The following is a 15,161-nucleotide window of genomic DNA, read 5'->3' on the forward strand; positions in this document are numbered from 1 at the left end:
ACCCCAGAAACGACCGGAAACGCAAGAGCAAGAATAAGGATCCCGCATGGGCGAATTCGTAGACAGCACGGCGTTCAGCCACGAGCAAGGCAACCGTGCACGCAAATTGTTCGCAGCCGTTGTGCTTGCCGCACTGGACGACGCGATTGCAGATGACAAGAAATACGGCAATGGCCCCGAGCAGATTGCCCGCTGGGCGCGGTCCCGCGATGGCCGCGAAGTGCTCAGCTGTGCCGGGATCGACCCCAACGAGCGTGTGGTCTCCGGCCTGATGGAGTTCGTCGGCAAAGGCGTTCGGACATCGGTCGCCCTGTCGCGCGAGGAAAGCGAACGCCGCCAGCAGGCCGAAGCCGCCTGATCGCGGCCCGACCGCCGGTTTGCAGCGCGCCCCAAGGGGCGCGTTTTTCTGTTCGGGTACAGGATCGGATGACATGACCCGCGCCATCATGATCCAGGGCACCGGTTCGAACGTAGGCAAAAGCATGCTTGTGGCCGGTCTGGCCCGCGCCTGTTTGCGGCGCGGCCTGACCGTGCGCCCGTTCAAGCCACAGAACATGTCCAACAATGCCGCCGTCACCGAGGACGGGGGCGAGATCGGGCGGGCACAGGCCCTGCAGGCGCGCGCGGCGGGCGTGGCCCCACGCGTCGACATGAACCCGGTGCTGCTGAAGCCCGAACATGACCGGGGCGCGCAGGTGGTGGTGCAGGGCAAGGCCATCGGCACCGTGCGCGCCCGCGACTACGCACAGTTCAAGCCCCGGCTGTTGCAAGCCACGCTGGACAGTTTCCGCCGCCTCGCCGCTGAGGCCGACCTTGTGCTGATCGAAGGTGCGGGTAGCCCGGCCGAGATCAACCTGCGCGCGGGTGACATCGCCAACATGGGCTTTGCCGAGGCTGCCGGGGTGCCGGTGGTGCTGGTGGGCGACATCGACCGCGGCGGCGTCATTGCCCAGCTTGTCGGCAGCCATGTCATCCTGCCCGAGGCCGACCGCGCCCGCATCAAGGCCTGCGCCGTCAACAAATTTCGCGGCGATCCCCGGTTGTTCGACGACGGGCTGGCCGAGATCGTGGCGCGCACCGGCTGGCCCTCGCTGGGGGTGATCCCGTGGTTCGACGGCGCATGGCGATTGCCCGCCGAGGATATCCTCGACATTCGCAGCCATGCCGGCGACGGCATCGTGGTCGCCGTGCCCCGCCTGCCCCGCATCGCCAATTTCGACGATCTCGACCCGCTGAATGCCGACCCGCGCATCGAGGTGCGGCTGATCCAGCCCGGCCAGACCCTGCCCGGCGACGCCGACCTGGTGCTGATCCCCGGCAGCAAATCCACGATCTCGGACCTGGAGGCCTTCCGCGCGCAGGGCTGGGACATTGATCTGGCCGCGCATCTGCGACGCGGCGGCAAGGTGCTGGGCATCTGCGGTGGCTACCAGATGCTGGGCCGCCACATCCATGACCCCGAGGGGATCGAGGGCAGCGCCCGCGCCATGGAAGGCCTGGGCCTGCTGGATGTTTCAACGGTCATGGCCCCGGAAAAGCGGCTGGCCCGCGTCAGGGCCACGCATAGCGCCTCAGGCACCGCCCTGGACGGCTACGAGATCCACTTGGGCCGCACGGAGGGCCCCGACTGCGCCCGCGCCTGGCTGGATCTGGAGGGCCGTGCCGAAGGTGCGCGTTCCGCCAACGGGCAAGTCTGGGGGTGTTACCTGCACGGGCTGTTCAGCGCCGATGCCTTCCGGCAGGCGTTCTTTGACGGGCTGGGGCTGCGGGTGGGCGCTTATGACTATGAGGCCGGGGTAGAGGACGCGCTGGACGATCTGGCCACCCATCTGGAAACCCATTTCGACATCGACCAGATGCTGGCGCTGGCCAGCCCCCTGCCCTGAACATGAAAAAGGCGCGCCGGAGGTCCGGACGCGCCCTTTCGTGTTCCATGTGTGTGGCGGGTCAGTACTTGCCGATGCTCTTCAGAACCCGCTCCAACTGGATGCCCTGCGCGCTGCCCACCGCCGGGGCGTTGCGCACCGCGTTGTAGTAGATCGACGGATCATAGGCGGTCACCGGAAGCCCAAGCCCGTCCACGGTCAGTCGCCCCATCGAGGCCAGCAAACCATAGACCGCCAGCTGCTCCAGCGCGTTGGCGTCGATCTTGGCGCCGCGCGCGTCCAGCAGCTCCTGTTCCGCGTCCAGCACGTCCAGCGTGGTCCGCGCGCCCAGCGTCGCTTCCTCGCGGGTGCCGTCGAAGGCAATTTGTGCCGCTTCGATCTGACGATCGGTGGCCACCAGACGGGCCCGCGCCACATCGCGCACGGCCCAGGCGCGGCCCACCTGCTCGTCGATCTCAGCGGTGGTGCGCAGCAGGGTCGACCGCTGGTTGTCGCGATCCGCCTGCGCCCGGCGGAAGGCCGAGTTGATGGCACCGCCGCGATAGATCGGTCCGCGCAACGACAGGCCGATGCTGGCCGAAGGTTCCAGCCCGTTGTCCGGATACACCCGGCTGAAGTCCGAATAGCCAACGCTGGCATTGGCGCTGATCGACGGCAGCACAGCGGCCTCGGCGCGCACCGCGTTGATCTCGGCCACCGTGACAAGCCGTTGCGCCCGCAGGATCGCCGGATGTGCTCGCAGGGCTATTTCGCGCGCCGCGTCGATGGAAGATGCCGTGGACGGCAGCGCCGGCGGCGGCGCAAGCTGGCCGGGATAGCGCCCGACCTGCAGGTTGTAATCCTCGCGCGCGGTTTGCAGATCACCTTCCGCCGAGACCAGATCTGCCTCTGACTGGGCCAGGCGCGACTGGGCCTGTGCCACATCCGTGCGGGTGACCTCGCCGACCTCGAAACGGTCGCGGGCGGCGCGTACTTCTTCCTGAAGAACGCGCACGTTGTTGCGGCGCAGATCCACGGTTTCGGCGGCGCGGATCACTTCCAGATAGGCTTCCACCGCGTCGAACAGCACCGCCTGTTCCTGAACCAGCAAGGCCTCGCGGGCGGCCAGAACCGCTTCCTTCGCGGCCTCGATCGCCAGCTTGTTGCGGCCGCCTTCGTAGATCACCAGTTCCGAGGTCAGCCCGAGGGTTGTTTCAACCCCGTCCCTGTCCGCGCCCGGGATGGCGTTGTCATTCAGAAAGGTCCAGTCGCGCTGGATGCTGTAGTCCAGCGTCGGGCGCAGCACGGCCACTGCCGAGGCAACGTCTTCATCCGCCGCCCGCAGCAGCGCCCGCGCCTGATCCAGCAGATCGCTGTTGTTGTAGGCCGACACCAAAGCGTCGGTCAGGGTTTCGGCCTGCGCCGGAAACGCCATGAAGCCCGACAGCAGCACCGCTACCAGTCGCGCCTTACCCGAGAATTTCTGTCTCACCAGTATGCTCCTGCTCGGCCGGGCGCAGCCCGACGTCAAATCACAGCGCGAATTCCGCCGCCTTTGCAAAGCCCGGCAGGACCGGAGCGCCGGCATTGAAATCGTAGCGCCAGTTCACCGTGCCATCGATCTTGTAGCCGATCCTGACGGTGCCGAGTGCCTCATCCATGAAAACCGCCGCGATCCGGCCGCCTTCCTTCAACTGGTCCAGCAGCGCGTCGGGCACGGTTTCCACGCCCCCTTCTACCACAATGGCGTCATAGGGGCCATGTTTCGCCGCACCTTCGGCCAGCGGCGCGTGAAGGACGGCAACATTGTCGACCCCATGGTCGGCCAGGCGACTTTCGGCCTCGCGCGCCAGATCCTCGTCTTCCTCGATAGCCACCACGGCCTCGGCCAGTTGCGCGATCAGCGCCGCAGAGTAGCCGTAGGCGCAGCCCAAATCCAGAACCAGATCGGTGCGGTGGATGTTCAGCGCATCCAGCATTTTCGCCAAAGTGCGGGGCTCCAGCAACACGCGCCCGTCGCCCAGGTCCATGTTGTTGCCCATATAGGCGGCTTCAACCTGCGCCTCGGGCACGAAGACCTCGCGCGGGACGCGCAGCATGGCGTCGATGATCGGGTATTTCGTCACGTCCGAAGGGCGCACCTGGGTGTCGACCATCATCGTCCGGCGGGAAGTGAAATCGGGCATGGATCAGACTCTGCCGTTCAGGTTCATGTCCACTTCGGCTTCGCACAGATGCCCGGTGCGGGCAACCTCGCAAACCGCCTTGCGCGACCATACGACGTGGGTTATAGCCACCGAACACCGGTTCGGCGAGTTGGCGGAGTGGTGACGCAGCGGATTGCAAATCCGTGTACACCGGTTCGATTCCGGTACTCGCCTCCAGTATTCCCAAGGATTTGAAGCCCTAAATGGGCAGACGCGATGACCGCCCTCCGGGTGGGCCCGGTTCGGGACGTGTCTGGAAGGATGAAGGCACCGCCCTGAGGGGCATCGGCGGTCTCCACCCTCACCTGGTCGTTGCCGGGCAGCATGATTTCGACAGCCGCTCTAGGTCAGGTCTTCCCGTATCTCCTCCACCAGCCGCATCAACGCGCGAGTCGAGGCCGTGGCCTGGGCAGGAGGGAAGGCGCGCAGGGCCGATTGCAGGAACGCTAGGTCCAGGGCCTGCGGCGCGGTGAAGAAGATGGTTGGCACCGTCATCCCGGCCTTGCGCAATTCGGCCAGAAATTCGGTTCCGGCGCGGGGATTGTAACGGCCGTTTTCCGTGCGGCCGATGTCCGAGATGATAAGATCATACCCCGCGCCGACCATGGCGAGGGCCTGTCCCGTGCTGACCGCTTCCTCTACCGACCACCCCTGCCCCCGGAAAACCGACGCCAGGATGGCGTTGTTCCGGGGCTGATCGTCAACCCAGAGAATGCGCCCCACGTGCATATCGGCCTTTTCCCCGGGGGCCACCCCATCGCCCGCCGTGACCCCCGCCGCGCCGCCCACCGGCGTTGGGGGTTCCAGTGCGGCGACGCGCGACTTCAGGCCTTCGAGATCCAGCATGATCCGTTCGAGGGAACTGCCGGACTGATCGGCCATGCCCTCGACCCGGTCCTCGACCTCTCTGGCGAATTCGCGGATCGTCAACTCGCGGTCGGTGCCGAACTTCAAGGAGACGTTGCGCTTGGCCAGAACCGCTTTCAGGGTCGGGGCCAGGAACAAGACCACGCCCACGGCCAGCAGGGTCCAGAGCAACTCGGGCAGGATCTTCAGGATCTCGATGAGGATGTCGTCTGAGGGCATGGCGGCACGCTCGCGTCACAAGGCTGGCATTTGTCTTCTGGGGGTGGACCACGCAACCGCCGCGCGCCGACGCGGGCCTACCGGGAAACCTGCGGCCAGCTTCCGGTGCGCACCGCAAAAAATCAAGGCTGCTACAGGGGCAACGCGCGTGCGCTCACCAAGGGATGGTCTTGCCGGCCCAGTCGAAAAAGCCGCCCGAGTCGTCGGGGGCAAGGCCATCGACGACCGTCAACAGGTTCCGCGCCGCGTCTTCGGGCGCGACGGTCGGATGCCGGCTCGCGTAGGCGCGGGTCAGCGGGGTGGCCACGGTACCGGGATGCAGCGCTAAGCAGATCGCCTGCGGATGGCTGCGCCTCAGTTCGATCGCGGCACCCCTCAGGATCTGGTTGAGCGCGGCTTTCGAGGCGCGGTAACTGTGCCAGCCGCCCAGACGATTGTCGCCGATGGACCCGACCCGCGCCGACAGCGCCGCGAAGACCGCCCTGCGATCCTTGGGCAACAGCGGCAGTGCATGTTTCATAACCAACGCCGGACCCAGCGTATTAAGGTCGAACTGCGCCCGCAGCGCCGCAGGCGTGACCTCGCGCAGGGCCTTTTCCGGGGGGTGGCCTGCCACCTCTAGCCCCCCGGTCGCCAGGAAGATCAGGTCAAATGGCCCCTCTTGCCGCGACAGGCAGTCTTTGACCGCCGTTTCCGAGGTGATGTCGAGCCCGTCGTCGCGCCGTGACAGGGTCGCGACGAGGCCCGCGCCCAGCCGTGTGCGCAACGCATCTGTCAAAGCGCCGCCAATGCCGCCGCTGGACCCGATCACCAATGCCCGTTGCATGCGCTCTCCCCTTTGGATCAGGCCATCAGCTAGCCGAAAGTCCCGCCGGTTCAATCCCGGCCGGGCCACGGCGCGCTTGTTTCCAGGCCCAATGCGCCGCTACCATCGCGGATGCCGATCGCATCTCCCCTGCTGAGGACCGCCCTTCTGGTCGCCCTCCCGCTAGCCGCGCCTGCGGCCGATCTGACCGTCCTGCGCAGTTTTCCCTTTCCGGGCCCGTCCGGTCTGGCGTTCGACCCGCTGTTCTGCGCGCTCTGGGTGGCCAATGAAACCGACGAGATCGCGCTGGTCACCCTGTGGGGCGCGCCGTTGCGCCGGTTTCGTTCCGATCTCAGCCGGGTCGATGCCATTGCCGTCACGGACGACCATCTGCTGCTGAGCGATGGCAGCGGGAGGTTTCAGGAAATGCACCGGGATGGCACCGCCCGAGACACGCCCTTCCGCCTGACCCGGGAGTTCTCGGACATCGACGGTCTGTTTGTGGATGCCGCCAGCGGCGAGATCTGGATCACCGATGATGCCCGCGCCCAGGTGGCGCGGCTGAATGCCGGTGGCGGGCTGCTGGCCCGGATCGACGGCGCAACGCTGACACCGCCGATGCTGGAGCCGCAGGGGTTGACCCGTGACCCGAACACCGGTCATCTGCTGGTGGTCGATGATGCCGATGCGCTGGACAGCCTGTTCGAATTCGACGCCACGGGCCGCCTGCTGGACGTGTTCCCGCTGGCCACGGCTGCCTACTACGATGCCGAAGGTGTCACCCTGGCCGCCGCGGCGGGGCTGGTGTTCGTGGCCTTCGACGCCGGCAACACCATCGTGACCTATGACTACCACCCGACCGTGCCCGCCGACAGCCCCTCGGACAGCCCCGCCGCCGATCCTTGTAGCGTCTCGGGGCCGCCGCGCACGCCATTGGGGGGCTGAGCTGGAAAACCGCGGTTGCATCGCCGATCCGGCCCGGTCTAAACTGCGCCCCATGAACGCAACGGCTGCACCCCTCGCTGGTATTCGCGACCTGCCCCTCGGGCAGTTGGCCGCCGCACGTCTTCTGCTTCTTAGTCGCCTCTGAGCGTGCCGTTCCCCGGCGCGACCGCTCAGAGGATGCTGCCCGCGCCACGACAGACTTCAAGCAGAACGGACCTCAGATGACACAGACCTCCAATGCCCGCAGGCTGGCGCCTTCCGCCGCCGCCGCATGCCGCCCCTGTTGCGGCCCCCGTCCCATGCGCGGCCCCCGCGCCATCGCCACGAAACGGACCTGACCCATGACCTCTTCGACCCAAGACCGTGTCAAGATTTTCGACACCACCCTGCGCGACGGCGAGCAAAGCCCCGGCGCCACCATGACCCATGCCGAGAAGCTGGAGATCGCGGGCCTGCTGGATGAAATGGGCGTGGATATCATCGAGGCCGGGTTTCCCATCGCCTCGGAAGGCGATTTCCAGGCGGTCAGCGAGATCGCGAAAAACGCGGTCAACTCGTCGATCTGCGGGCTGGCGCGCGCCAATATCACCGATATCGACCGCTGCTGGGAGGCGGTGAAGCATTCCGCCCAGCCGCGCATCCACACCTTCATCGGCACCTCGCCGCTGCACCGGGCGATCCCGAACCTGTCCATGGATGAAATGGCCGAGCGGATCGAGCAGACCGTGACCCACGCCCGCAACCTGTGCCCGGACGTGCAATGGTCGCCGATGGATGCCACCCGGACCGAGCATGACTACCTGTGCCGGGTGATCGAGATCGCCATCAAATGCGGCGCCACGACGATCAACATCCCCGATACCGTCGGCTATACCGCGCCGCGCGAAAGCGCCGACCTGATCGCCATGCTGATCGAAAAGGTGCCCGGCGCCGACACGGTGACCTTCGCCACCCATTGCCACAACGATCTGGGCATGGCGACCGCCAACGCGCTGGCCGCGGTCGAGGCCGGCGCCCGGCAGATCGAATGCACCATCAACGGGCTGGGCGAACGCGCCGGCAACACCGCGCTGGAAGAGGTCGTCATGGCCATGAAGGTGCGCAACGACATTCTGCCCTATGCCACCCGCATCGATGCCACCAAGATCATGAACATCTCGCGCCGGGTGTCCTCGGTCTCGGGTTTCGCGGTGCAGCCCAACAAGGCGATCGTCGGCAAGAACGCCTTCGCCCATGAAAGCGGCATCCATCAGGACGGTATGCTGAAGAACGCCGAAACCTTCGAGATCATGCGGCCTTCAGATATCGGGCTGTCGGAAACCTCGCTGGTGATGGGCAAGCATTCGGGCCGTGCCGCGCTGCGCGCCAAGCTGGCGGATCTGGGCTATGACCTGGGCGACAACCAGCTGAAGGATGTCTTCGTGCGGTTCAAGGCGCTGGCCGACCGCAAGAAGGAGATCTACGACGACGATCTGGTCGCGCTGATGCAGGACAGCAGCGCCGAGGCTGCCAACGAGCATCTGAAGGTAAAATTCCTGCGGGTGATCTGCGGCACCGAGGCGCCGCAATCGGCCGATCTGACCCTGACCGTGGATGGCAAGGACGAACAGGTGACCGCCACCGGCGACGGGCCGGTGGATGCGACCTTCAACGCGGTGAAGGCGATCTTCCCGCATGATGCGCGGCTGCAACTGTACCAGGTGCACGCGGTGACCGAAGGCACCGACGCACAGGCCACCGTCAGCGTGCGGATGGAGGAAGACGGCAAGATCGTCACCGGCCAGTCCGCCGATACCGACACCGTGGTGGCCAGCGCCAAGGCCTATGTGGCCGCTCTGAATCGGCTGATCGTGCGCCGGACCAAGTCCCATTCCGATAAGAAGGAAATCAACTACAAGGACGTCAGCTGACCTGACAGCCGCTGTCCTGTCTCACGGGCGCGCCCCACCGGCGCGCCCGTTTCCTGTCCCCCCGCACCACCGGCATCCGCCCGAATGGCGCAAACGGCCGCCGTTAACGAAAAACTTCCCCAAGGTTTACCAGGCAGAACCCTGCCGAGCCCCGTGCAGGCGCCCATCTCCCCTTTCGCCCCCCTGCCCTGAAGCCTATAAGCGGGGCCAGCCTGCGGCAGTGACTCGCGGGACAATTTGGGGCATTAGCAGGACAACCTCGACATGGCGCTTTTCAGGGGCTTGTTTACTTCGGACGTGGCAATTGACTTGGGTACGGCGAACACGCTGGTTTACGTCAAGGGCAAGGGTGTGATCCTGAACGAACCCTCGGTGGTCGCCTATCACGTCAAGGACGGCGTCAAGAAGGTGCTGGCCGTGGGCGAGGATGCCAAGCTGATGCTGGGCCGGACCCCCGGTTCGATCCAGGCGATCCGGCCCATGCGCGAAGGCGTGATCGCCGATTTCGACGTCGCCGAAGAGATGATCAAGCATTTCATCCGCAAGGTTCACCGCCGCACCAGCTTCATCAAGCCCAAGATCATCGTCTGCGTGCCGCATGGTGCCACTCCGGTGGAAAAGCGGGCCATTCGCCAGTCGGTGCTGTCGGCGGGCGCCCGCCGCGCCGGGCTGATCGCGGAACCCATTTCAGCGGCCATCGGTGCCGGCATGCCGATCACCGATCCCACCGGCAACATGGTCGTGGACATCGGCGGCGGCACCACCGAGGTGGCAGTCCTGTCGCTGGGCGATATCGTGTATGCCCGCTCGGTCCGCGTCGGCGGCGACCGCATGGACGAAGGCATCATCAGCTACCTGCGCCGCCAGCATAACCTGCTGATCGGCGAAGCCACCGCCGAGCGCATCAAGACCACCATCGGCACCGCCCGGATGCCCGACGATGGCCGGGGCCAGTCGTTGCAGATCCGGGGCCGCGACCTGCTGAACGGCGTGCCCAAGGAAACCGAGATCACCCAGGCCCAGGTGGCCGAGGCGCTGGCCGAACCGGTGCAGCAGATCTGCGAGGCGGTGATGACCGCGCTGGAAGCCACGCCCCCGGATCTGGCCGCCGACATCGTCGATCGCGGCGTGATGCTGACCGGCGGCGGCGCGCTGCTGGGCGATCTGGACCTGGCCCTGCGCGAGCAGACCGGTCTGGCGATCACGGTGGCGGATCAACCGCTGAATTGTGTGGCCATGGGCACCGGCAAGGCACTGGAATTTGAAAACCAGCTTCGCCATGTCATAGACTACGACAGCTGACCTATCCGCGCGCGGGCGGTGGCCTGCCAGCCTGAGCCGCCCCGGTACCCGCCGCAGTCTCGGAGACGCATTTGGCTTACGACGGCGACAAGGGACAGGACCATTTCCGGCCGATCCGGCGCATCTTCGCCGGCGGGCTGATCCTGGTCTGCCTTGCCGTCTTCCTGCTGTGGCGCATCGACAGCCCAAGGGTGGAACGCCTGCGGACGGATGTGGTCGATGCGACCCTGCCCCGCGTGCAATGGGCGATGGCGCCGATCACCGCGCTGGTCAAGATGAGCGACAATTTCTCGACCTATTCGGCGCTCTACCAGCAGAACCAGGAACTCCGCCGCGAATTGCAGCAGATGCGTGCGTGGAAAGAGGCAGCACTACAGCTGGAACAGAAGAACGCGCGGCTGCTGGATCTGAACAACGTCAAGCTGGATGCGCGGCTGACATATGTCACCGGCACCGTTCTGGCCGACAGCGGCTCGCCCTTCCGGCGGTCGGTGCTGCTGAACGTGGGCGAACATGACGGCATTCAGGAAGGCTGGGCGGCGATGGACGGGATCGGGCTGGTGGGCCGGATCTCGGGCGTCGGGCGGACCACGGCGCGGGTGATCCTGCTGACCGATCCGGCCTCGTCGATCCCGGTGACGATCCAGCCCTCGGGCCAGCGCGTGCTGCTGAGCGGCGACAACTCCACCCAGCCGCGCATCGAGTTTCTGGAAAGCGTCGAACTGGTGCGGCCCGGCGACCGGGTGGTGTCCTCGGGCGACGCCGGGGTGTTCCCGGCGGGCATCCTTGTGGGCCAGGTGATCCGCGGCCCCGACAACCGCTTCCGGGTGCGGCTGGCGGCGGATTACGAGCGGCTCGAATTCCTGCGGGTGCTGCGCTATTCCGGTCCCGAACCGATCCGCGAAACCGGCCAGATCGTGCGCCCGCTGGCGGCGATGCAGGGCCCCGCGCAGCCGGAGGCCGCAGATGAGTGAGGGGCAGTTCTTCAAACGGCTGATGTTCGGCGGGCTGTTCGTGCTGCTGTGCGCGATGGTGATTATGGTCAAGCTGCTGCCGCTGGACCTGCAACCCGGCCCCCTGCCGACGCCCGATCTGGTGATCTGCCTCGTGGTGGCCTGGGTGATCCGGCGGCCCGACGGGTTGCCGGTCTGGCTGATCGCGGCGGTTGTCTTCGTCTCGGACCTGCTGCTGATGCAACCGCCGGGGCTGTGGACCGCCATCGCCATCGGCGCGACCGAATACCTGCGCCGCCGCCACAAACGCCTGCAACCGCTGTCGGTGCTGGCCGAAACCGGGGTGTTCGCCGCGCTCTATACCGCCATGGTCGGGCTGAACTGGCTGGCGCTGACCGTGACCTTCGCCGATCAGCCCAGCCTGGGCGCACAGCTTCTGCGGATGCCGGTCACCGTGGCCGCCTATCCCTTCGTGGTGCTGCTGTGCGCCGTCGGTCTGGGCCTGCGCAAACGCCCCGTCCCCGAGGGCTTCGGCCGGGGGAGCGCGCGATGAGACGTCCCCCCCGCGACACCGACCTGTCGACCCGCCGCATCGGCCGCCGCGCGCTGGTGCTGGGCGGCGCGCAGCTGGCCTTTGTTGGCCTTCTGGGCTGGCGGATGCGGCAGATGCAGGTGGAGCAGTCCGAGGAATACCGGATGTTGGCCGAGGAAAACCGCATCAACATGCGGCTGCTGCCTCCGGCGCGCGGGCTGATCTTCGACCGCAACGGCGCCCCGATCGCCATCAACGACCAGAACTACCGCGTGGTCATCGTGCGCGAGGATGCCGGCGACGTGGAACAGGTCTTGCAGGAGTTGGGCCGCCTGATCCCGCTGACCGACGAAGACATCGAACGCACCCTGCGCGAGACCCGGCGCCGGTCCAGCTTCGTGCCGGTCACCGTGGCCGACCGGCTGTCGTGGGACGATCTGGCCCGTGTGGCGGTCAACGCCCCCGCCCTGCCCGGCGTGCGGCCCGAAGTGGGGCTGTCCCGGGCCTATCCGCTGGGATCGGATTTCGCCCATGTGGTGGGCTATGTCGGCCCGGTCAGCGACTATGACCTGTCCAAGCTGCAGGACCCGGACCCTTTGTTGCAGATCCCGAAGTTCCAGATCGGCAAGTCGGGGATCGAGGCCAAGGAGGAAATGGTGCTGCGCGGCCGCGCCGGCAACAGCCAGATCGAAGTCAACGCCGTGGGCCGGGTCATGCGTGAGCTGTCGCGTACCGAAGGCACCGCCGGGCGCAACCTGCAACTGACCATCGACGAGACCCTGCAGAACTATGTTCAGGCGCGGCTGGATGGCGAAAGTGCGGCGGTGGTGGTCACCGATGTGCGCAACGGCGACCTTCTGGCGGTGGCCTCCTCGCCGACCTTCGATCCCAACAAGTTCGTGCGCGGCATCTCGGGCGCCGATTATCGCCTGCTGACCGAAAACAAGTTCCGCCCGCTGGCCAACAAATCGGTGCAGGGGGTCTATCCGCCGGGATCGACCTTCAAGATGGTGACAGCGCTGGCGGCCCTTGAGGCCGGGGTCGTCTCGCCCGAGGACACGGTCTGGTGTCCGGGGTACCTGAGTGCCGGCTCGCGCCGCTTCCACTGCTGGAAACGCGGCGGCCACGGCCACATGAACCTGCACCAGAGCCTGCAGCAGTCCTGCGATGTCTATTACTACGAGGTCGCCCAGCGGGTCGGCATCGACAAGATTTCGGAAATGGCGCGCAAGCTGGGCATGGGCACCCGCTTTGACATTCCCATGTCGGCGGTGGCCGAAGGGCTGACGCCGACGCGCGACTGGAAAGCGACGCGGCGCGGCGCCGACTGGGTGATCGGCGACACGCTGAACGCCTCGATCGGGCAGGGGTTCGTGCTGGCCTCGCCGCTGCAACTGTCGGTGATGACGGCGCGGCTGGCCAGCGGCAACACCATTGCGCCACGGTTGATCCGGGCCGTGGACGGGGTCGAGGAACCGGTGCGCCTTGAAGGGCCGCTGGACATCAATCCCCAACACCTGCGCGCGGTGCGTCGGGCCATGTTCGCGGTGTCTAACTCGCGCCGGGGCACCGCCTATCGGTCGCGCATCGACGATGAGACCTTGCAGATGGCGGGCAAGACCGGCACCAGCCAGGTCCGCAACATCACCGCCGCCGAACGGCGCCGCGGCGTCTTCCGCAACGAGGATCTGCCGTGGGAGCGGCGCGACCACGCGCTGTTTGTGGGCTTCGCCCCCTACGACAATCCGCAAGTCTCTGTCTCGGTGGTGGTAGAGCACGGCGGCGGCGGTTCGACCGCGGCGGCCCCCATTGCCCGCGACGTGATCCTGCGCACCCTGCATGGCGACCTGCCGCCGCTGGAGGCCTATCCCGCCGGTCAGCGCGAGCGCATCGAGGAAGAGCAGCGCGCCCTGCCCCTGCGCGACCGCAAACCGGTCGAAACTGTCAGCAGCCGCGCATGACCTATCTTGAGTACAAGGTCAAATCCGTGCCCCGCGGGCTGCGCAAGGTCCTGTACCTGAACTGGCCGCTGATCCTGTTGCTGGCGGCAATCTCGGGCATCGGATTCGTGATGCTCTATTCGGTGGCCGGCGGCTCGCCGACGCCCTGGATGGAACCGCAGATGAAGCGCTTTGGCTTGGGCATGGCGATGATGCTGGTCATCGCCATGGTGCCGATCTGGTTCTGGCGCAACATGGCCGTCATGGGCTATCTGCTGGCGCTGGCGCTGCTGGTCTGGGTCGAAGTCGCGGGCACCGTCGGCATGGGCGCACAACGCTGGATCGACCTTGGCTTCATGCGGTTGCAGCCGTCGGAACTGATGAAGATCACGCTGGTGATGATGCTGGCGGCCTATTACGACTGGCTGGATCTGAAGAAGACCTCGCACCCGGTCTGGGTGTTCGTGCCGCTGGTCCTGATCCTGATCCCGGTCGCCCTGGTGCTGAAACAGCCCGATCTGGGCACCTCGATCCTGCTGGTGGCCGGGGGCGGCTTCGTCATGTTTCTGGCCGGGGTGCACTGGGCCTATTTCGCCGCCGTCATCGGCGCGGGCGGTAGCCTTGTCTGGGCGGTGATGGCCTCGAAAGGCACCGACTGGCAGTTGCTGAAGGACTATCAGTACCGCCGCATCGACACCTTCCTTGATCCCTCGACCGATCCGCTGGGTGCGGGCTATCACATCACCCAGTCGAAGATCGCGCTGGGGTCCGGCGGCGTCACCGGGCGCGGCTTCATGCAGGGCACCCAGAGCCGGCTGAACTTCCTGCCCGAAAAGCACACCGATTTCATCTTCACCACGCTGGCCGAGGAATTCGGCTTTGTCGGCGCGACCTCGCTGCTGGCGCTTTACATGCTGGTGATCCTGTTCTGCATCGTCACCGCCATCACCAACCGCGACCGTTTCGGATCGCTGCTGACGCTGGGCATCGCCGGCACCTTCTTCCTGTTCTTCGCCGTGAACATGTCGATGGTGATGGGGCTGGCGCCGGTGGTGGGTGTGCCGCTGCCGCTGGTGTCCTACGGCGGCTCGGCGATGCTGGTGCTGCTGGTGGCCTTCGGGCTGGTGCAATCGGCCCATGTTCACAAACCCAGGTAGGGGGCTTCCATGACGCTCAACATTTACTTCTCGGCCGCCGACAAGGACTGGGAGGCCTACCGGCCCCTGTTGCAGAACGATCTGACTGCCGAGGGGTTCGACATCGCCCTGTCCAACACCTGCCCCGCGCCCGAGGCGGTGGATTACATCATCTATTCCCCCGACGGCCCGCTGGAGGACTTCAGCCCCTTCACCAAGGCCCGCGCCGTGCTGAACCTCTGGGCCGGGGTGGAGCGTATCGTGGCCAACCCGACGCTGACGCAGCCGCTGGCCCGGATGGTGGATCCGGCAGGGCTGACGGCGGGGATGGTGGAATGGGTCACCGGCCATGTGCTGCGCCATCACCTCGGGATCGACGCGCATATCGTCAACCCGGATCACGACTGGGTGCATGTGCCGCCGCCGCTGGCCAAGGATCGCAAGGTCACCGTTCTGGGATTGGGCGCGTTGGGCGCGGCC

The 15,161-nt window shown here is 66.4% G+C and carries 15 protein-coding genes and 1 tRNA gene; 11 read left to right on the forward strand and 5 right to left on the reverse strand.

Going from position 1 to position 15,161, the window contains the following annotated elements:
• Positions 1–46: 46 nt before the first annotated feature.
• Both AB0T83_RS07330 and AB0T83_RS07335 read left to right on the forward strand, forming a co-directional pair.
• Positions 47–358, forward strand: coding sequence for a DUF6280 family protein (locus AB0T83_RS07330; protein ID WP_193142608.1), 312 nt, complete (start codon positions 47–49; stop codon positions 356–358).
• 73 nt (positions 359–431) lie between these two features.
• Complete coding sequence (locus AB0T83_RS07335) at positions 432–1,886, forward strand: cobyric acid synthase (protein ID WP_366192384.1); 1,455 nt, start codon at positions 432–434, stop codon at positions 1,884–1,886.
• Positions 1,887–1,947: 61 nt separating this feature from the next.
• On the opposite strand, the gene AB0T83_RS07340 is transcribed toward AB0T83_RS07335, so the two are convergent.
• Positions 1,948–3,357 carry a TolC family outer membrane protein gene (locus AB0T83_RS07340; RefSeq protein ID WP_366192385.1) on the reverse strand — a complete coding sequence of 470 codons (1,410 nt, stop codon included), beginning with the start codon at positions 3,355–3,357 and terminating at the stop codon, positions 1,948–1,950.
• A gap of 40 nt (positions 3,358–3,397) precedes the next feature.
• Positions 3,398–4,051 carry a protein-L-isoaspartate O-methyltransferase family protein gene (locus tag AB0T83_RS07345; protein WP_366192386.1) on the reverse strand — a complete coding sequence of 218 codons (654 nt, stop codon included), beginning with the start codon at positions 4,049–4,051 and terminating at the stop codon, positions 3,398–3,400.
• Positions 4,052–4,175: 124 nt separating this feature from the next.
• On the opposite strand from AB0T83_RS07345, the gene AB0T83_RS07350 reads away from it, so the two are divergent.
• A tRNA-Cys gene (locus tag AB0T83_RS07350) sits at positions 4,176–4,249 on the forward strand.
• A 165-nt stretch (positions 4,250–4,414) separates the two neighbouring features.
• On the opposite strand, the gene AB0T83_RS07355 is transcribed toward AB0T83_RS07350, so the two are convergent.
• Together AB0T83_RS07355 and AB0T83_RS07360 are read right to left on the reverse strand one after the other, a co-directional pair.
• Positions 4,415–5,158, reverse strand: a complete 744-nt coding sequence (locus AB0T83_RS07355; RefSeq protein ID WP_366192387.1) for a response regulator — start codon at positions 5,156–5,158, stop codon at positions 4,415–4,417.
• Positions 5,159–5,312: 154 nt separating this feature from the next.
• Positions 5,313–5,984 (reverse strand): SDR family NAD(P)-dependent oxidoreductase, encoded by a 672-nt coding sequence (locus tag AB0T83_RS07360; RefSeq protein WP_366192388.1) that lies wholly within the window; start codon positions 5,982–5,984, stop codon positions 5,313–5,315.
• Positions 5,985–6,095: 111 nt separating this feature from the next.
• Here AB0T83_RS07360 and AB0T83_RS07365 point away from each other — a divergent pair, with 111 nt between their 5' ends.
• Complete coding sequence (locus tag AB0T83_RS07365) at positions 6,096–6,908, forward strand: hypothetical protein (RefSeq protein WP_366192389.1); 813 nt, start codon at positions 6,096–6,098, stop codon at positions 6,906–6,908.
• A 217-nt stretch (positions 6,909–7,125) separates the two neighbouring features.
• On the opposite strand, the gene AB0T83_RS07370 is transcribed toward AB0T83_RS07365, so the two are convergent.
• Positions 7,126–7,251, reverse strand: a complete 126-nt coding sequence (locus AB0T83_RS07370; protein ID WP_366192390.1) for a hypothetical protein — start codon at positions 7,249–7,251, stop codon at positions 7,126–7,128.
• Here AB0T83_RS07370 and AB0T83_RS07375 point away from each other — a divergent pair.
• The 7 genes from AB0T83_RS07375 to AB0T83_RS07405 all read left to right on the forward strand — a co-directional run.
• Complete coding sequence (locus AB0T83_RS07375) at positions 7,250–8,818, forward strand: 2-isopropylmalate synthase (protein WP_366192391.1); 1,569 nt, start codon at positions 7,250–7,252, stop codon at positions 8,816–8,818. The genes AB0T83_RS07370 and AB0T83_RS07375 overlap by 2 nt on opposite strands.
• Positions 8,819–9,082: 264 nt before the next feature.
• Positions 9,083–10,120: a rod shape-determining protein gene (locus AB0T83_RS07380; protein ID WP_193142614.1), complete on the forward strand. Its 1,038-nt coding sequence runs from the start codon at positions 9,083–9,085 to the stop codon at positions 10,118–10,120.
• Between the two features lie 71 nt (positions 10,121–10,191).
• The gene (gene mreC / locus AB0T83_RS07385) at positions 10,192–11,094 is read left to right on the forward strand and encodes a rod shape-determining protein MreC (protein WP_366192392.1); all 903 of its coding nucleotides are present in this window, start codon (positions 10,192–10,194) and stop codon (positions 11,092–11,094) included.
• Positions 11,087–11,626, forward strand: coding sequence for a rod shape-determining protein MreD (locus tag AB0T83_RS07390; protein ID WP_366192393.1), 540 nt, complete (start codon positions 11,087–11,089; stop codon positions 11,624–11,626). Before mreC ends, AB0T83_RS07390 begins: the two co-directional genes overlap by 8 nt.
• Entirely contained in the window at positions 11,623–13,566 is a 1,944-nt protein-coding gene (mrdA, locus tag AB0T83_RS07395) for a penicillin-binding protein 2 (RefSeq protein ID WP_366192394.1), read from the forward strand. Before AB0T83_RS07390 ends, mrdA begins: the two co-directional genes overlap by 4 nt.
• Positions 13,563–14,702 carry a rod shape-determining protein RodA gene (gene rodA / locus AB0T83_RS07400; protein ID WP_366192395.1) on the forward strand — a complete coding sequence of 380 codons (1,140 nt, stop codon included), beginning with the start codon at positions 13,563–13,565 and terminating at the stop codon, positions 14,700–14,702. Before mrdA ends, rodA begins: the two co-directional genes overlap by 4 nt.
• 9 nt (positions 14,703–14,711) lie before the next feature.
• A partial coding sequence (locus tag AB0T83_RS07405) for a Rossmann-fold NAD(P)-binding domain-containing protein (RefSeq protein ID WP_494516546.1) occupies positions 14,712–15,161 on the forward strand: 450 nt, incomplete at its 3' end.

The organism is Meridianimarinicoccus marinus (assembly GCF_040689105.1).
In the GTDB taxonomy this organism is placed as follows: Bacteria; Pseudomonadota; Alphaproteobacteria; order Rhodobacterales; family Rhodobacteraceae; genus Meridianimarinicoccus; species Meridianimarinicoccus marinus.